Source organism: Sphingobacterium sp. UBA1498 (assembly GCF_002325125.1).
Lineage (GTDB): Bacteria > Bacteroidota > Bacteroidia > Sphingobacteriales > Sphingobacteriaceae > Sphingobacterium.
Genome location: NZ_DCRG01000021.1, coordinates 160,855 through 178,619, shown reverse-complemented (window position 1 = coordinate 178,619; position 17,765 = coordinate 160,855). Strand labels below are relative to the sequence as shown.

Annotated in this window: 15 protein-coding genes; 7 read left to right on the top strand and 8 right to left on the bottom strand. The window is 39.6% G+C overall.

Features of this window, described 5'->3' with window-relative positions:
• Positions 1 to 17: 17 nt before the first annotated feature.
• The 3 genes from B3139_RS11955 to B3139_RS11945 form a co-directional block, all read right to left on the bottom strand.
• Entirely contained in the window at positions 18 to 383 is a 366-nt protein-coding gene (locus B3139_RS11955; RefSeq protein ID WP_209579570.1) for a response regulator, read from the bottom strand.
• A 217-nt stretch (positions 384 to 600) separates the two neighbouring features.
• On the bottom strand, positions 601 to 1,920 hold the full coding sequence (gene mdlD, locus B3139_RS11950) for an NAD(P)-dependent benzaldehyde dehydrogenase MdlD (RefSeq protein WP_293883333.1): 1,320 nt from the start codon (positions 1,918 to 1,920) through the stop codon (positions 601 to 603).
• 142 nt (positions 1,921 to 2,062) lie between these two features.
• Positions 2,063 to 2,743 carry a type 1 glutamine amidotransferase domain-containing protein gene (locus B3139_RS11945; protein WP_293883330.1) on the bottom strand — a complete coding sequence of 227 codons (681 nt, stop codon included), beginning with the start codon at positions 2,741 to 2,743 and terminating at the stop codon, positions 2,063 to 2,065.
• Positions 2,744 to 3,075: 332 nt separating this feature from the next.
• On the opposite strand from B3139_RS11945, the gene B3139_RS11940 reads away from it, so the two are divergent.
• Positions 3,076 to 3,777 carry a VIT1/CCC1 transporter family protein gene (locus B3139_RS11940; RefSeq protein WP_293883328.1) on the top strand — a complete coding sequence of 234 codons (702 nt, stop codon included), beginning with the start codon at positions 3,076 to 3,078 and terminating at the stop codon, positions 3,775 to 3,777.
• A gap of 49 nt (positions 3,778 to 3,826) precedes the next feature.
• On the opposite strand, the gene B3139_RS11935 is transcribed toward B3139_RS11940, so the two are convergent.
• The 5 genes from B3139_RS11935 to B3139_RS11915 form a co-directional block, all read right to left on the bottom strand.
• Positions 3,827 to 4,564, bottom strand: coding sequence for a hypothetical protein (locus tag B3139_RS11935; protein WP_293883326.1), 738 nt, complete (start codon positions 4,562 to 4,564; stop codon positions 3,827 to 3,829).
• A gap of 181 nt (positions 4,565 to 4,745) precedes the next feature.
• The gene (locus tag B3139_RS11930; RefSeq protein WP_293883324.1) at positions 4,746 to 5,369 is read right to left on the bottom strand and encodes a hypothetical protein; all 624 of its coding nucleotides are present in this window, start codon (positions 5,367 to 5,369) and stop codon (positions 4,746 to 4,748) included.
• 519 nt (positions 5,370 to 5,888) lie between these two features.
• A complete protein-coding gene (locus B3139_RS11925; protein WP_293883322.1) occupies positions 5,889 to 6,278 on the bottom strand; it encodes a RidA family protein in 390 nt (129 codons plus the stop codon).
• 63 nt (positions 6,279 to 6,341) lie between these two features.
• Positions 6,342 to 6,923 (bottom strand): Crp/Fnr family transcriptional regulator, encoded by a 582-nt coding sequence (locus B3139_RS11920; protein ID WP_293883320.1) that lies wholly within the window; start codon positions 6,921 to 6,923, stop codon positions 6,342 to 6,344.
• 42 nt (positions 6,924 to 6,965) lie between these two features.
• Positions 6,966 to 9,845 carry a PAS domain-containing hybrid sensor histidine kinase/response regulator gene (locus B3139_RS11915; protein WP_293883318.1) on the bottom strand — a complete coding sequence of 960 codons (2,880 nt, stop codon included), beginning with the start codon at positions 9,843 to 9,845 and terminating at the stop codon, positions 6,966 to 6,968.
• A 220-nt stretch (positions 9,846 to 10,065) separates the two neighbouring features.
• Between B3139_RS11915 and B3139_RS11910 the strand changes: the two genes are divergently transcribed.
• The 6 genes from B3139_RS11910 (at position 10,066) to B3139_RS11885 (ending at position 17,740) form a co-directional block, all read left to right on the top strand.
• Positions 10,066 to 10,461: a hypothetical protein gene (locus B3139_RS11910; protein WP_293883316.1), complete on the top strand. Its 396-nt coding sequence runs from the start codon at positions 10,066 to 10,068 to the stop codon at positions 10,459 to 10,461.
• A 168-nt stretch (positions 10,462 to 10,629) separates the two neighbouring features.
• Complete coding sequence (locus B3139_RS11905) at positions 10,630 to 14,973, top strand: CusA/CzcA family heavy metal efflux RND transporter (protein ID WP_293883314.1); 4,344 nt, start codon at positions 10,630 to 10,632, stop codon at positions 14,971 to 14,973.
• Between the two features lie 2 nt (positions 14,974 to 14,975).
• The gene (locus tag B3139_RS11900) at positions 14,976 to 16,130 is read left to right on the top strand and encodes an efflux RND transporter periplasmic adaptor subunit (RefSeq protein WP_293883312.1); all 1,155 of its coding nucleotides are present in this window, start codon (positions 14,976 to 14,978) and stop codon (positions 16,128 to 16,130) included.
• A 10-nt stretch (positions 16,131 to 16,140) separates the two neighbouring features.
• The gene (locus tag B3139_RS11895) at positions 16,141 to 16,590 is read left to right on the top strand and encodes a thioredoxin family protein (protein ID WP_293883309.1); all 450 of its coding nucleotides are present in this window, start codon (positions 16,141 to 16,143) and stop codon (positions 16,588 to 16,590) included.
• Entirely contained in the window at positions 16,587 to 17,513 is a 927-nt protein-coding gene (locus B3139_RS11890; protein ID WP_293883303.1) for an FAD:protein FMN transferase, read from the top strand. Before B3139_RS11895 ends, B3139_RS11890 begins: the two co-directional genes overlap by 4 nt.
• Positions 17,510 to 17,740, top strand: coding sequence for a DUF4266 domain-containing protein (locus B3139_RS11885; protein WP_293883301.1), 231 nt, complete (start codon positions 17,510 to 17,512; stop codon positions 17,738 to 17,740). Before B3139_RS11890 ends, B3139_RS11885 begins: the two co-directional genes overlap by 4 nt.
• The last annotated feature ends 25 nt before the right edge of the window (positions 17,741 to 17,765 follow it).

Genomic DNA, 17,765 nt, shown 5'->3' with positions numbered 1-17,765 from the left:
ATAATCTTCAGTCAGTCTTATGCCTGGAGTGCGGTCAACTTATCAACCTTTGAAATAACATCGTTGATGTCAAATGGTTTGCTCATAAAATCATCAGCGCTATGTGGATCGTCCGTTTTCATAATTTTAGCGTGGGCGCTCATCAATAATACCGGTACATTGGATGTTATTGGGTCGCATTTAAGTTCTCGGCACACCTCGGTTCCGAGCCCATCAGGCAACATCACGTCAAGCATAAATAAATCCGGCTGAATATCCATCTCCCTACAGTTAAACTCCTTTACGGTTGAAAAGGTTACTACGTTATAATTTTGTGATGATAAAAGAAGTTCAAGCACTTCCTGTATACCAACCTCATCTTCTAGAATAAAAACAGTTTTCATATTTTCTTTTAAGGAACCCAATAAATTGACTGAGCAAAATGCCTTAAGTAACTAACCTAAGATATGATCAAATAGTTCAATTTAGTTAAACAAAAATTGTGCAACTGTTATACTGCGTGAGGGATTTTTTTAAAGAATTTTGCAGTCGATGTTATTCAAGCATGCAATCAACATTATTCATGGATAAGTTGTTCATGTAAAATTCCATATTTATAACTTACTTAACTTGGAGAATTGATCGCTGATGACTGAAATTCTCCAGGCTGAATCTACCATGGTATTTACCCATTCCCGAGGTGCCGACTCCACCGAAAGGAAGATAATGCGAACCGACGTGGATCAATGTACTGTTAATTTCGGCATCACCGCTTGTTGTTCTAGCGATCACATCCTCCGCAAATTTTTGGTCTTCCGAAAATACATAGAGTGCCAAAGGCTTTGGTCTGGAGTTAATTTCATTTATTGATTCGTCAATATCAATGTAAGTCAGGATAGGCAGTATTGGCCCAAATATTTCCTGTTGCATCACAGCATCATCCCAATTTATATCCGTCATTAGTGTAGCTTCGAAATGACGTGTATCAAGATCGTATTTCCCTCCATAGATTACTTTTTCAGGTGCCGCATCAAGATAAGAAGCTAGATTTTTGATTTGATGCTGACTTACGATCTTTCCAATTTTCCCTAATGATTTATCTTCGTAAGTTGTTTTTAAATAAGACTTAAAATGGTCTATAAACGCATCTTTGACGGATTCATGTACATAGATGTAATCGGGCGCTACACAGGTCTGCCCGCAATTGATCCATTTTCCTGAAGAAATACGCTGAACAGCTTTCTCTAGATTAGCATCGTGATGAACGATCGTTGGAGATTTCCCACCTAACTCTAATGTAAGCGGTATGAGCTGCTCAGCGGCAGCTTTCATGATGATTTTACCGACCTTTGGACTTCCCGTAAAAAAGATATAATCAAAAGGTAGAGTCAATAAGAAGCTATTTTCTTCGATGGAGCCTTGAAATACGGCAACATATTTTTCATCAAACGCTTCTTTCACAATCTCTTCAATTACCTTTGCAACATGTGGTGTGTTTTCAGATGGTTTTATAATAGCTGTGTTTCCCGCCATAAGGGCGCCAATGAGCGGACTGAAAGTCAACTGAACCGGATAGTTGAACGGACCGATGATGTAATTCACACCGTAGGGCTCGTAAATATACTTGCTAATGACTTCAGCTCCTGAGGTATGCGGTTTTGATTTGACAAAGGTCGGTTTTACCCATTCTTCCATATTTTGGATCATATCGTCAAGCTCATTGAGTACTATCTGAATTTCGGCATATTCCGCTTCTACCCTGCTTTTCCCAAGATCGATATTCAAAGCCTCACAGATTGCGTCAGTATAACTCGTAAATACCTTACGGAAATTTTGCAATTGCATTTTGCGAAACGTAATTTCTTTCGTAGTCTGCGTTCTGAAAAAGTCTTTTTGTTTTTCAAATACGTCTTTTATCTTCTTTTGAATTTCAGTTTTCATTTTATTATTATTTTTGCAGCTTCAAAATCTTTGTCCGGCATAGGTGTAGTGCGTGCATATTCTCCTTACGAATAGTAAGCAGTTGCGCGCTGCCGTTAAATTATAAAAGGCAGTACAAACTGCCTTTTACATAGTCTATAAATTATCTTTTAAGGAGTGTAATTAATTTCTCCGCCACAGCTTCTGACGATGCTGGATTCTGTCCAGTGATAAGAAGACCATCTTCCACTACATGCACACCCCAGTCATCTGTTTTGGTATAATGACCGCCCGATTTTTTCAACTCATCTTCTACAAGAAACGGCACAACCTCTGTCAGTTTAACAGCAGCTTCTTCGCTATTAGAAAACCCAGTTACGTTTTTACCTTTAACAAATGGTTCACCATTCTCGAATTTTACATTTTTAAATACTCCAGGAGCGTGACAAACTGCTCCTACAGGTTTTTTGCTATTGTAAAAATCAAGTATCAACTGTTGAGAATCGCTATCATTTGCCAAATCCCAAAGCGGTCCATGACCTCCAGGATAAAATACAGCATCAAAATCGCCAGCTTTTTGGTCACTCAATTTTTGTGTATTCGCAATAATGCCCTGTACTTCCTTATCTTTATAGTATCGCTCGGTAGCCGCTGTCTGCGCATCCGGAACCTCACTATTTGGATCGACTGGAGCTTGTCCGCCCTTTGGAGTGGCCACAGTTATTTCAAACCCAGCATCCTTAAAAGAATAATAAGGTGCAGCAAATTCTTCCACCCAAAATCCTGTTTTATGTCCTGTATTTCCCAAATCATCATGGGAGGTAACTACAAATAGTACTTTCATGTTTTTTATATTTAGTGATTTTTACTTTGTTTAAAACCTCGATTTGTAAATCAAATTTACAAATAAAATTATGTTGTGCGAAATATAATATTGAAATACATATATCGTGACTTTATTTTTACCTTACTTTACGAATACCTGTTTGAGAAAATAATTCTAACACGTATGCCTGTCTAATAACATCGAATACTATAAAATGGTTGGCTCATTACTGTTTTAAATGTTGACCGAAAATACAATTGAGTGTTTTTAATTCAGTATATTTATAAGAAATAGATCCAATTATTGAACCGGAAAGCTAAAATGGAGCTGGGCATCCAATATAATAATGTATGATAACAATTGATAATTATCTCGACAATCATTACATCCACCGTAGTAACTGGCTCAGGGCTGCTGTTCTAGGTGCTAATGATGGTATTATTTCTATTTCCAGTTTGGCCATTGGTGTAGCTACCGCCAGTGTTGCGCGAGATCCGATTGTACTGGCAACAGTTGCTGGGCTTGTTGCGGGTGCTTTATCAATGGCCGCAGGTGAATATGTGTCGGTAAGCTCGCAGACAGATACCGAGATGGCCGACATCGAGCGAGAAAAAAAAGAGTTGCAGGAAATGCCTGAAGAGGAGTTGCAGATTCTTGCCCAGATCTACGAGCGGCGCGGATTAAAAAAAGAAACTGCCATGCAGGTTGCGATTGAACTTACAGAAAAAGATGCATTGGCTACGCATATCCGAGACGAACTTGGCATAAATGAAATTAGTCAGGCAAAGCCCATACAGGCTGCACTTGCATCAGGAGCTTCGTTTACAGTTGGAGGTATTTTGCCTTTATTGGTTATTCTTTTTGCCCCCGTTACTGGAATGGAATATTGGCTTTATGGATTTACAATCTTCTTTTTGATCCTTTTGGGTGCTATAGCTGCTAAAACGGGCGGGTCAAGTATAAAGAAAGCGATAATACGCATAACAGTCTGGGGAACAATAGCTATGGCCCTTTCTGCCGGTGTAGGTTATCTTTTCGGTGTTAATATTTAATATAAATTAGAGAACTACATTTCCCCTGGTGGTCTTTTTCATGCCGAAATTATTTTTTTAAGCTAAAAGCCATCGAAATACATATAATAATTAACAGTATAATCGAGAATACAAACAACAGATCGTACAGCCATGCGCCCTGTGGGTAAAAGGCATCGTTTGCTAAAAAAAAACGCTGCTGATTGGGGTTGTGTGGGTCATAAAACAATAAAGTTTCTTTTGCTTTATCTTTCTGATTCGCCCTATTTAACAATTCCACACGCATATTTTCAAAACTCCGATCACCCCAAATTGGAAAATATGAAAATCGCTTTTCAGCCTTTTTAACTTTTTGTTCATACGAGCTACCGTTTGCAGTAAATTGGTATTCCAAATCGATATAAACGTATTTGGTCCTCCCACGTTGTATATTACTTGTTAGATCTCGAATGACTGGGGTTACTGCAGTCCAACTTGGATGAGTCATCCTAAATTCTTTCCGATCCAAATACGGACTTACTGCAAAGACCGTTACGATTAGGGCATAAATAATGAATAACAAAGTGACAAAGGCACTGAGCTTGCTTATTGACATGCTAACGGGCTTTCCGTTGATCTCATACCGCACCTTCCTATTAATGTCTGAATTGCTTAATTTGCGGGCAATTATATCTCTTAATAGAAAATAGAACAACGAAGTAATTATAAAGGCATAGATTAGATAGCGATAGCTATTCATTATAAAAACGACAACAGCAACAAATCCCGCAAGCACCAACCATTGAACGATTTTCCAGAATATTTTCATTAGGCTTTCCTCAAAATAAGATCATATACTATTGTCTAACGGCTGCTTAATTTCACTGCGTCACGATTAGGACGAGGCTGAGCAAAGAACCGAAATTTTAAAAATTTAAAAAAATAAATATAGTAGATGAGCACATCTATAATCGTGTTGAATGAATATTTCGATATAAAATTAATAAAAATTAATTTAGCGACGTTATGCTTAGCATAAGACTTCGTATATCCTGTTGAATTGATCGAATGGTCGCCTGCAGTTCATTGTGCATATTCGCCAGATCATGAAGCTCCTCAGCTGCAAACACCCCGCCATCTCTAAAGTAGAGTTCCTCCAATGAACTTTCCTGCTGATCATCCAGGCCATACTGCAACCAACGTTGGCGAGTTGTCTCGATTAAAGAGAGATTTTTAGAATTACTAAAATTCTTCTCAGATATAATGCCCCAAATGGAACTTGGATAAATCTGTGCGTTATTATTTTGATACCATATACTTTCGAGCATATTACGCTGCAGGGTCATCCGGATCTTTTTCCCTTTAGGATTTAATGTCATAAATCCTAAGGCAGCTGTACCCAGACCTCCTGCAATGCTAAGTCCATTATTGAGCTCCTTGTTGTTTACTGTCGTTGCGGTTACAGGCGTAACTGCACCTAAAAGGATGGAAGCTACGGTAAGTCGAGTCTGACTCTTTGCATTAAGACCATCTATGTAGTTCGCGAGCTTATCAATACGTTCGCCATTACAATCAAGTTCCGCTGCAATGGCATTCAATTCGGACTCAAACAAGATATATTTTTCAGTCATCATCTGTTTGGCAACAAGTTTTCTTGCAGAATCATCATCACTATTTACATAATCTAGTACTTGAGCGTGATAGGTTGAGGTATTTAATCAGAACAAAATTATGTGGAGAGAAATGCTTTACAAGTTGTAGACTATCAGAATTAGAAATTTGTTGCACTGGAATGGATTGATAGGTAACATTTGGCATGCAATAATTCTTAGTCAAGGTCTGTACCTGAACAGTATTGATTAAGGATGAACAACTTGTCAACAGCGCTAATGAAAAAAAAATCAGAGAAATCGATGAAAGGACTATTTTCATAATAGGGTCGTTTGTAATCTTCCAAATAACATCAAACGATCTAAAATGTTTTGGTACGTATAAAGGTTATTTTATGAATAATTTTTATAGCCGTATTACAGTGAGTTAAAAAGGAATGTTAAAAATTACAATATCAATGAAACACGGAAAAATCATCCATTAATGATCCCTTATAAATCCTTTCCGCCCAGAATTAGCGCTAATTGCTGGGCGAAATAATTTTATTTGACAACTGTTGCTTCGAATTCAATCTTGAGTGTCTCAAAAAGTTTGTTAACTTCCATAACGGTGGTTGCCTGCTGTAATTGGTGCTTTTTAATCCAGAGCTGAAGAACATCGAAATTTTTAAATAACTCTTCCTGTTCGGTTGTGTAAACATTAAGTCGAACAATATTCTTTATTTCAAATTGAGACTGAAAAATGACTTTTTCAAGATTTTCTAGCGCCATCAATATCTGGGTTCTCATATCGGCGTCGCTAGAAATTCCATCATCGTCGATTGCTGTCTGTCCTGAAACATACAGCGTGCTCCGTGCATTTTTAACTTCTACAGCTTGCACATAGTCTCTAGCATCCTGCCACTGCCAAGGGTTGATAACTCTCTTTTCCATGTTATTTATTTTAGTTAAAGAAAGTTCAAAGTTCGTCGAAATGAATGCATGTTTTGTGTGACATTAATCACAATAACTTGGGCTCCGAAAAAATCGGCTTAACGTTTCCCTTGAAACTCCAAGATAAAGTGCCAGCGTAGTCTTGGGAATCCGCTGTAGCAGTAGAGGATAATATTTAAGGAAATGCTCGTATTTTCCTTGTGCAGATAAGGTCATGAGAGAAAGAATCCGGTGCTGGCTGGAAATATGGCCTCTTACAGCCTTGTTTAGAAAAAAATGAGTCATTTTGGGAACTTCTTGCAGCAATCGATGGTATCCCCCGTACGAAAGTTTTAAAACTCTGGTATTTTCAATACATCTTAACGATTGCGAAGCTCTAGTTTGGGTATAGAATGCATGGTAATCAGTTTCCCACCAGGCATCCATAGCAAATGATATAATGTGCTCATTAGCGTGATTATCCATAACCGAAAGTTTTACAAGTCCCGATAAAATAAAGTACATATGTTCCACTTTATCGTTCTCTCGTATAATGAAATCTTTCTTTTTAAACGTATCGCTAACGAAGAATGTCATAATGTGTTCTATTTCCTTTTCGGAAACATCGATTGTTTGCTTTATATCGTTGATCAGAAGTTGGCTCATGTCTAGCAAATATATGAATATGCGTATTATGGATAAACTTTTTTAGTATCGTGGCAACCATTTGTACAATAGCTCCGTCAACGTTTTCTTAACAAAGGGTGTCACCGCAAAATCGTCCATGCCAGACGCAATACACCTTTCTTTCTCACCTTTAATATTACTCGCAGTCAATGCTATAATCGGTGTACGATTTTCTTGGTCCTCATTTTCTCTGATTAATTTGCTTAATTCATAACCATTCATCTTAGGCATTTGAATGTCCATGAATACCAAATCTGGCGCATGTTCCTTAAATAATTCATACCCCTTCACACCATCGGAAGCCTCTATGATCTCAGCATTAGGAAGAAGATTCTGCACAATAGTATGGGTGAGTAACATATTGAATTTATTGTCTTCTATAATTAATATTTTGTGTTTTGACTCCAAGAAAATGGTTTCTTCATCTTTGGATCTGACTGATTTAACATGCTGTTTTAATACGCCAACCAACACAGAATATAACTGATCGATCTTAAAGGGTTTATTAATAGAAGGAGTGAATTCACTGTTAATACTATCAGCGGCATGGCTTTCTACGGTAGATAACATTAAAACAATCGGCTGTTCAGTATCATTGTAGATTAGTTTTTCTCTAATTTTTTTTATTGTATCCATACCGTTCATTACAGGCAGATCATGATCAATAATAATCATATCATACCGATGTCCTTTGGCTAATAATTGGAGAACTTCAAATCCGTTATCAGCTAAAGACACATTAACTTTCTTCATATTTAACATTAATGCAGTATTAGCTCTGTCGGTATCTTCCCGAGCCACAATCAGCATATGTAAGGACTCCAAAAGTTTCCACTCATATACCTCACCTTTTAAGGATCTTATGGTTATTTCGAAATAAAATTTGCTCCCTTCCCCATATTCACTTTCTAATTTTAGTTGACTACTCATCATTTTTAGCAACTGATTTGAAATACTAAGTCCAAGTCCAGTTCCTCCAAACGTTTTGCTTATTGAAGCGTCTTCCTGCGAAAATGCTTCAAATATTTTTTCCTGTCTGTCTGGTTTAATACCCATCCCGGTATCAGTAACACTAAAGCGTAGCGTTGTGGTGCTGCTGTCGGTAGAAAGTACATCAGCAAGAAGCTCAATCTTTCCCTTCTCAGTAAATTTTAACGCGTTGCTTAGTAGATTCATGAGCACTTGTTTTAATCGAAGAGTATCAACCCAAATATAATGCGGTAACGATTCAGATAAGCTCAACTTAAAATCTAACTTTTTGATTTTTAATTGAGGATCGATCAAACTCGTTAACTGAGCAAGCATTTCGTATAAATCACTTTTCTCAACTAAAAGTTCTAATTTCCCTGCTTCAATTTTAGAAAAGTCAAGTATATCATTGATAACTCCCAAGAGAAGATTAGCGGACTGATCGATGATAGATAGATACTCTTTTTGTGTAACATCAAGTTTTGTACGACTCATTAAATCCGTAAAACCAATAATTCCATTAAGAGGTGTGCGAATTTCATGACTCATATTAGCCAAAAATTCAGATTTTGCTTCACTTCCCTGGTCAGCAAGTTTTTTAGCTTTTTTTAATTCTTCACGCTGCAAAACACTCTTCGTGATATCGGTGGCTATGCAAAGATAACCTATAATCTGGTCCGAAATATCCCGAATTGCCGTAACAGCTACAGATACATAAAGTTGGGTCAAATCCTTTTTTACATATATCCATTCTCGCTGCTCTGATCCATAACGTTCCGCATTCTCAACAAATACCCTAAATTCACTAACAGGATAGCCCAGTTCAATTTCCAATTCATTGGCGCGTCCTTTTATTTCATTGCTACTATGAAATAATGTTGGGCTAATTTTTCCGATAACTTCCTCACTGCGATATCCTAAAAGGTTTTCAGCTCCCCGATTAAAAAGTGTTATCAACCCTTCTGAATCAGTTGCAATAATGCCTACTGGAGTTGTAGCGTTTAATACATCTTCAAGCAGTTTTTTTGACTGCATCGAATCCTCCTCAGAACGCTTTCGCTTATCAACATCCTGAAAAGTCCCATATAGTCGAACGCATTTCCCATTATCAAACGCTGCATTTCCAAGGACTCTAACCCATAGTCTTTGGCCTTGATATGTTTCAATCTCCAATTCCAGATCCCAAGGTGTTCCAGTAAAAATAGCGTCATTCATAGCCCTAACAATTTTCATTCTATGTTGCGGATCCTTGTAAAAATCAATTGCTGTTTCGACAGTAGGATTATAATCCATAGAAACGCCATGGATAGTTCTAGTCATTTCAGACCAATTGATTGAGTGTTCTATTAAATCATACTCCCAGCCACCTACCCTAGCCACTTTACTCGTCATGTCTATTGTGGATTTTACATATGCCAATTCACTGCTTAGATTAAAACGGCTATTCCTATCGTAGAGCAGTTCAAGCACTTCGAGGCATAATAATGATAAGAGCGTATGTTGATTATCATCAATGTCTCTAACATTGCTATCCATAACGCTTAAAAAACCAACCGTCTTTCCATCTGGATTTTTTAGTGGTATTTCCAAGTAGTACATAATGTTATATTCTTGGAAAACCACGGAATTACGCAACAAACATCGCTCATTCTTCAGATCTGAAAGCTCTGAATGAATACCATCATCAAACATATAATCCAGGAACACTTTGTCTACACTGACATTTCCTTTAGCATCGTGGAAGTATGTACCGACAAAATTTCGATTATTATCAAATAAAGTTAATATGGCCATCTCCGCATAACTGATCAATTTAGCCTTAAGGAGCACCCGAAAGAAATCATCCTTAATCATATCAGCTATCAGCCTATAATTTTGATCAGCTACGAAGTGAAAAGTGTTTTCGTTTTTAGGATATCTTTGGTTGTGCATAAGGCCATAATATGCTAGAGAAATTTAAAATATATGAACAAAACAACCGTGTTAATCAAATGGTTTTTTAATAAAAAAGATTTAAGTTGAATTATAGCTTACTGGTGCCCTCCTAATTAAACTAGTTACTGAGTAATAAAGCTTGAGTAGAAAATAAAATTCAAGAAAATATTTGATGGCAAAACAAATTCAATACTATTTTTTAATAACTTTGTATAGGATGAAAAAAATGCTTGCTATATGCTTTTTGACGATCTATATCGCCTCTGCAACAGAAATTGCGCAGTTGTTGCGGTTTCCATTGTTGATTGAGCATTATTTTGAGCATAAGGCGAAAAATCCACAGCTATCTGTCTTCGAATTTCTAAAGATTCACTATAATGGGGATCACCTGGAAAACCATCCACATGATGACGACTTTGAAGAAGATCAGAAGCTCCCATTCATAATGCATACAGCTTCATACTATGCTGTTTTTGTTTGCCCTCCCACTATAGAAGTGGAAATGCACAATAGCTCCCAACCGAAGCAGCATACCACTACTCCAATCCATAACGATCGGTTTATAGACGATACATTTCTTAGTTCCATCTGGCAACCGCCAAAATTCTGTTAATATATTCCTCTTTTTATTAGGATAAAGACGTCCGCAGTTCAGCATCTTTCTTGACAGTAAATGCCTATAATTTCTGTATTGGAAATACGGAAGCATTTTTCAATGTCAATATATTGCTGTTCATTCATGTCTTTGTCAAAACTTACGATTTAACAGAATCAAATTGATATGCTTACGAAAATTATTGAGTTCTCTGTAAAGAACAAACTCATTGTCGTGCTGTTGATGTTGGCTTTGATCGGTGTAGGTGCTTATCAGGTGACGAAATTGCCTATTGATGCCGTGCCCGATATTACCAACAATCAAGTGCAGGTCATTACAATAGCTCCATCCTTTGGAGCAACAGATATTGAAAGGCTCGTTACTTTTCCAATCGAACAGGCCAACAGTAATATTGGTGGATTACAGGAAATCCGGAGTTTTTCGCGATTTGGCTTATCCTTGGTAACCCTTGTTTTTGATGACAATATCGATATCTATTGGGCGAGGCAACAGGTAGCTGAGCGTCTCCAACAGGCGCAACAGGAAATCCCACCTGGTATAGGTTCTCCGCAGTTAGGTCCGATTTCAACAGGTCTTGGCGAAATATACCAATATGTTATTCGCCCGGGGCATGGATATGAGGGTAAATATAATGTGACTGAGCTCCGTACAATCCAGGACTGGATTGTCAGAAGGCAGCTGCTGGGTGTTAAAGGTGTAGCCGAAGTCAGCAGTTTTGGCGGTAAACTTAAACAGTATGAGATCGCTGTAAACCCCGACAGGCTAAATGCTTATGGGATTACCATTAACGACGTCTTTGATGCCCTCAACACCAACAATCAGAATACCGGCGGTGCTTACATCGAAAAAGGACCGACAGTGCTTTACATCCGAAGTGAAGGATTGGTTGGCACGATTGAAGACATTCAGAATATTGCGATCACAGGGAAGCAAAATAACTTACCAATTTTCATTCGGGATGTAGCCGATGTCCGCACGGGCTTTGCAACGCGATATGGTGCCATGACCTACAATGACAATGGTGAGGTGGCTGGAGCCGTCGTCATGATGCTTAAAGGAGCCAACAGCAGCCAAGTGATTGCGGATGTAAAGGCCAAGGTAGAGGAAATCCGAAAAACCCTACCCAAAGGAGTCGTCATAGAGCCATTTCTAGACCGTACCAAAATGGTCAATAATGCCATCAGCACCGTGCAGATAAATCTTTTGGAAGGCGCACTTATTGTGGTCTTAGTGCTGGTCCTCTTTTTGGGCAACATACGCGCCGGATTGCTCGTAGCTTCCGTCATTCCGCTAGCCATGCTTTTTGCAATCTGTATGATGAACCTTTTTGGGGTGAGTGGTAACCTAATGAGTCTTGGTGCACTGGATTTCGGATTAATCATTGATGGGGCAGTCATTATTGTTGAATCCGTCATGCATCAGCTTATGCAACAGCAACGATTCAAAGCCCTATTCAAAGTGCCCGCTTCTGAAATGGACGATTTGGTAACAGCATCAGCCGGTCGCATGATGAACAGTGCTGTCTTTGGACAGATCATTATTCTGATCGTTTACCTTCCAATCTTAACGTTGCAAGGAATCGAAGGCAAAATGTTCAAGCCTATGGCCGAAACGGTTGCTTTTGCGCTATTGGGTGCATTCCTTCTATCGCTCACCTATATTCCGATGATGAGCTCATTCCTACTTCGGTCAAAAAGTAACAGACCTTCGATTTCGGATAAGCTGATGAAAAGACTGGAAAAGTTTTATCTACACACACTACTCAAAGTACTGCGAATTCCAAAGACAATTTTTACACTGGTGATTTTACTTTTTATAGGAGCTGTAGTGGTACTCAGTCAGCTAGGTGGTGAATTTATCCCTTCACTGGAGGAAGGTGATTTTGCGGTGGATACCCGCGTACTCCCGGGAAGCAACCTGACGACGACCATTGAAAGCACCCAGAAAGCTGCCCATGTCTTAAAGAGCAGATTTCCGGAAGTAGAAAAAGTAGTCACCAAAATTGGCAGTGGCGAGGTGCCAACCGATCCTATGCCCATGGAGGCATCGGATATGATGGTTATTTTAAAAGACAAGAAGCAATGGACTTCGGCACATACGTTTCCTGAACTTGCTACAAAAATGAGCGAAGCATTGAAAGATGTCCCCGGTATTACCGCGGGTTTTCAGTACCCCGTCCAAATGCGGTTCAATGAGTTGATGACGGGGGCACGTCAGGATGTTGTCCTCAAAATATTTGGAGACAACCTGGATTCCCTAACTTTACATGCTCAAAAAATAGGTAAAATTATCGAAACAGTCCAGGGAACCCAGAATCTTTACATCGAACCGATTGCTGGGCTTCCGCAAGTTGTCATATCCTATAATCGCCCCATCATAGCGCAGTATCACCTCTCGATTGCTGAAGTGAACAGAACCATCAATGCTGCCTTTGCTGGACAGCGAACAGGTCTGGTATTCGAGGGTGAGAAACGATTCGACATGGTCGTACGGCTTGCCGCCAGAGACCGAAATAACATTACTGATATCCGTAACCTTTTAATACCTACTCCCATGGGAAACCAAATTCCATTGTCCCAATTGGCCCGTGTAGAGATTGTACAGGGCCCTAACCAGATCCAACGGGAAAATGCGCAACGGCGGATTGTTGTCGGATTTAATATCAACGGTCGAGATGTACAAAGTATCGTTCATGACCTACAAGCTAAGATTGAAAAAGAAATCAAACTTCCAACTGGATACTCCATCAAATATGGCGGCTCTTTTGAAAACCTCAATAACGCCAAACAGCGCCTGTTGATTGCTGTACCTATTGCGTTAGCGCTAATTTTTATACTCTTATTCCTTGCATTTAAATCTGTTAGAGAAAGCTTATTGATCTATACAGCTATACCATTATCAATTATCGGTGGCGTGTTCTTACTGGCGCTGCGGGGAATGCCTTTTAGCATTAGTGCCGGAGTTGGATTTATTGCGCTTTTCGGGGTCGCTGTGCTCAATGGAATCGTATTGATATCTGAATTTAACCGACTTCGAAAAAGCGGCATCCGTAATATTGTGCGTATTGTCGTTGATGGTGGAGAAAATCGGTTACGTCCTGTTTTAATGACCGCATCGGTGGCCTCACTGGGATTTATTCCAATGGCGCTGAGCAACGGAGCTGGAGCTGAAGTACAACGCCCTTTAGCAACTGTGGTTATCGGTGGTCTCCTTATTGCGACACTATTAACTTTATTTGTGCTTCCACTGCTTTTCGTAACGATGGAAAGCGGATTTAAAACGCGTAAATTAAAAGGAAAGCAAATTGTACCGCTTGTGATAGCCTTTGTTGTTTTTGCAACAGAAAAATCCACAGCACAGACCAAGATCACTTTAGATCAGTCTATTGAACTTGCGCTCCAAAACAACCGAAACATAAAAATTGAAAAACTGCGTGTAGCCTATGCAAAGGCAATGATAGCGACATCCACTGCTGATGTTCCTCAAACGGACCTAAGCTTGGATTACGGGCAGATCAATAGCGCCTATCAAGATACAAAAATCAGTGTCAGTCAACGTTTTGGATTTCCTGCTGTCTACAGAAGGCAACGCGCACGCTATACCGAAGAATGGAAAAAAAGCCAGCTCAATGTCACTCTCAAAGAGTTTGAGCTGAAAAAGGCTGTCAGTCTAACCTACTATAACATCTTGTATTGGCAGCAAAAGGAAATACTTTTAAACGAGGCATTGTCCCTTTATAGCGGCTTCCTTGACAAAACTATACTACGTAAAAAAGCAGGAGAAAGTAATGCCTTAGAAAGCGCAACAGCGGCAAATCAAAAGGCAGCAATCACAATCCAATTGAGACAGGTGGCTGATGAACTAAAAGTCTTTCACCTCCAATTTCAATGGTTGCTAAATACACCAGAAGCCTACAGCCCTATCCAAGTGGAAAAGACTATTTTCGTTCAGTCATCGGTAGTCGATCATCCTTTACTCAAAGTACTGGAACAAGAAAAGATAATCGCAGCTCAGGCGACTGCAGTGGAAAAATCCAGGCTGCTTCCCCAATTACTGCTAGGCTACAATCTGAATAGTTTTAAAGGTGCAGGGCCTGATAACAGAATTTACGAAGCGAGTCCAAGATTTCATTCGGTGCAGTTAGGGCTCTCCATACCGGTATTTTCGAGCGGACAGCGTGCCCGGATCGAAACGATGCGCCTGGCTGAAGCCATTGCCAGCGATGAATTGCAAAATGCACAATCTGCGCTTGAAAGACGAGCCCAAGAATTTTCTCAACGCTATCAGACCAGTCTTGCTATTGTCAATCAATATGAATCCGAGGGACTCAAAAATGCAACAATAGTTTTTGAAACAGCACAGAAGCAGTTTTCCAATGGAGCAATTGACTATCTCGAATTTGTCACTTTAATCAATCAGGCGATCTCGCTGAAAAGTAGCTATACAGATGCATTGTGGCAGCTCAATGAAAATGCCATTCAACTTCATTACATCATGATAAATCAATAGAAATGAAAACAAAAAATATGATAGTCCAATACATCGTCCTTATGTTGACAACAACTGTCATCTCTTGCCAGGGTAATAAAGGAGATGTCTCACCGTCATCACCCAAGTCGAAGGACGAAACTCTTGTCTCCTTAACGGAAGCGCAACTGCACAATACCCAAATAGAAACTGTAACGCTCTCAGACCAGCCGATAGCCATCATCTTAAAACTGAATGGAAAAATTGATGTCCCGCCTCAGAACCTGGTATCGGTAAGTATTCCTTTGGGGGGATATTTAAAAAGTACCAACCTGCTGCCCGGTATGAAAGTATCAAAAGGCGATATTATTGCTATCGTCGAAAACCCTCAGTTTATTCAACTGCAGCAAGACTATCTTGCCGCCCAGTCGAAATTACAATTTGCCCAGATCGACTACAGACGTCAAAAAGAACTCAACCAGAGCCAGGCAAGCAGTGACAAAGTAATGCAGCAAGCACAGGCCGAAATGAACAGCCAGCAGATAATTATGAATGCAATCGCCAGACAGCTAGAACTTATTCATATACAACCAAGTACTATTACTGCAGGAAATATCCGTAAAAGCGCTCCAGTCTATAGCACGATCGATGGCTATGTAAGTAAAGTGAATGTCAATATCGGAAAATATGTAAATCCTTCCGATATCCTCTTTGAATTGATCAATCCGACGGACATTCATCTAAATCTGAAAGTCTATGAAAAGGATCTTGAACAATTACGTCCAGGCCAATCACTATTGGCTTACACCAATGCTAGTCCCAGTAAGAAGTATGCTGGAAAAATCCATTTGATCGGCAAAGATGTCGATCCTATAGGCATGACAGATGTCCATTGCCATTTGGATAACTATGATCAGGAGCTGGTACCAGGTGTATATATGAATGCTGAAATCCAAACGACAACGAGCTTGGGACAGGCTCTGCCGGAAGAATGTATTGTAGATTTCGAAGGAAAAAGTTACGTATTCGTCTCAGAAGGAAACAGGAACTATCGTCTGACAGCAATATCCGTTGAGGAGCCCCAAAAAGGCCTAGCTAAGGTGTTAAACGGTCGAGATTTCGAAGGTAAAAAAATCGTTAGTAAAAATGCTTATACCCTATTAATGCAGTTAAAAAACACAACCGAAGGAGAAGATTAATAAAATCACTATGAAAACATTATTAAATACGTTGGTACTAACACTGTTGTGTTATACCGCTCACGCGCAGAATCGACTGGATGTTGCTAAACAACAGGCACTAGCGCAACATGAACTTATACTGCTCAATTTTTCCGGTTCGGACTGGTGCATTCCCTGTATAAAGCTGCATAAAGAGATCATTGATACCGAGCAGTTCAAACAACTTCTAAACGAACAGATCATTGTCTTTCTTAATGCTGACTTTCCAAGAAGCAGAAAAAATCAACTGCCGGCAGAACTGAAAAAAGAGAATGCGAATCTTGCAGATCAATATAATCCTACGGGCATATTTCCTTATACGCTGTTACTGGATGCCAATGGGAAAATTTTAAAGAGCTGGGCCGGCTTACCTCGGGAAGATCGCTCTGCTTTTTGCGATGAAATCAGGACAGTTTACCAACAAATAACACGGCCATGAAAAAAGAATTTCGACGTGGACTCAAACTCATGGGTAATCATTTTGAGCTAACAGTAGTCGATGAAAATGAGGTAAAAGCTAACGCCCATATTGATGCGGCTATTGCAGAAATACAACATATAGAGCGATTATTGACCACCTTCAATGAAAACAGTCAAACGAACCTGATCAACCGTCATGCGGGCATCCGTCCGGTCAAAGTTGACCGGGAAATCTACCAACTTATCAAAAGAAGCCTGCGGATTAGCCGCTTGACGGATGGCTATTTTGATATTTCCTACGGGAGCATTGATAAGGCCCTTTGGAATTTTGATCGCAGTATGCCATGTCTTCCTGATGCAGAAACTGTTGAACGCAATTTGAGTTTAGTGAACTACAACAATATAGTACTCGATGATAAGGCAAGTACGGTATTTTTAACAAAGCAGGGCATGCGTATCGGTTTTGGAGGCATCGGAAAAGGATATGCGGCCGAAATGGGGAAACGAATATTACAGCAGCGGGGCGTAGATGCGGGTGTGGTAAACGCTTCGGGTGACCTTACCGTCTGGGGAAATCAGGCTAATGGAAAGCCATGGACCATTGGAATTGCCAATCCGGAGCAGGCAGGCCTTCCCTTTTCCTATATGAACATCACTGATACTGCTATTGCAACATCGGGCAACTATGAAAAATTCGTCCTGATAGACGGTAAAAAGTATTCTCATACCATTAACCCAAAAACAGGAATGCCCATAAGCGGTATAAAGAGTGTTACGATCATCTGCCCGAATGCTGAAATAGCAGATGCCCTTGCAACGCCGATCAGCATCATGGGTGTTCAAAATGGTATTGAGCTCATCAATCAGATTCAACAGGTAGAATGTATCATCATTGACGATGACAACCATATTTATTCATCTCATAAAATCAACTTCAAATGAAAAACAAAAGCAATAAGATATACTGGAGCCTCGCTATGATTGTACTATCGGTACTGGCCTCCTCCTGCAGTACAGTAAAAGAATACGAAAAAAATAAACTCAACGATGCTGAAATGAGGTTGGGAAACCGCCATGTCGAAAAGACTGAACTCAGCTTTCAGTCTTATAGAGAAGGTTCTTCTGGCGCAAACGCCGGAAAGGTTGGCGGCGGCTGTGGCTGCAATTAAAATGATTCCTGTTTTTTAACACACT

Bases quoted from the DNA above. Each gene is read 5' to 3' on its own strand.
- B3139_RS11955 (WP_209579570.1), bottom strand. From the start codon at position 383: ATGAAAACTGTTTTTATTCTAGAAGATGAGGTTGGTATACAGGAAGTG.
- mdlD (WP_293883333.1), bottom strand. From the start codon at position 1,920: ATGAAAACTGAAATTCAAAAGAAGATAAAAGACGTATTTGAAAAACAA.
- B3139_RS11945 (WP_293883330.1), bottom strand. From the start codon at position 2,743: ATGAAAGTACTATTTGTAGTTACCTCCCATGATGATTTGGGAAATACA.
- B3139_RS11940 (WP_293883328.1), top strand. From the start codon at position 3,076: ATGATAACAATTGATAATTATCTCGACAATCATTACATCCACCGTAGT.
- B3139_RS11935 (WP_293883326.1), bottom strand. From the start codon at position 4,564: ATGAAAATATTCTGGAAAATCGTTCAATGGTTGGTGCTTGCGGGATTT.
- B3139_RS11930 (WP_293883324.1), bottom strand. From the start codon at position 5,369: ATGATGACTGAAAAATATATCTTGTTTGAGTCCGAATTGAATGCCATT.
- B3139_RS11925 (WP_293883322.1), bottom strand. From the start codon at position 6,278: ATGGAAAAGAGAGTTATCAACCCTTGGCAGTGGCAGGATGCTAGAGAC.
- B3139_RS11920 (WP_293883320.1), bottom strand. From the start codon at position 6,923: ATGAGCCAACTTCTGATCAACGATATAAAGCAAACAATCGATGTTTCC.
- B3139_RS11915 (WP_293883318.1), bottom strand. From the start codon at position 9,845: ATGCACAACCAAAGATATCCTAAAAACGAAAACACTTTTCACTTCGTA.
- B3139_RS11910 (WP_293883316.1), top strand. From the start codon at position 10,066: ATGAAAAAAATGCTTGCTATATGCTTTTTGACGATCTATATCGCCTCT.
- B3139_RS11905 (WP_293883314.1), top strand. From the start codon at position 10,630: ATGCTTACGAAAATTATTGAGTTCTCTGTAAAGAACAAACTCATTGTC.
- B3139_RS11900 (WP_293883312.1), top strand. From the start codon at position 14,976: ATGAAAACAAAAAATATGATAGTCCAATACATCGTCCTTATGTTGACA.
- B3139_RS11895 (WP_293883309.1), top strand. From the start codon at position 16,141: ATGAAAACATTATTAAATACGTTGGTACTAACACTGTTGTGTTATACC.
- B3139_RS11890 (WP_293883303.1), top strand. From the start codon at position 16,587: ATGAAAAAAGAATTTCGACGTGGACTCAAACTCATGGGTAATCATTTT.
- B3139_RS11885 (WP_293883301.1), top strand. From the start codon at position 17,510: ATGAAAAACAAAAGCAATAAGATATACTGGAGCCTCGCTATGATTGTA.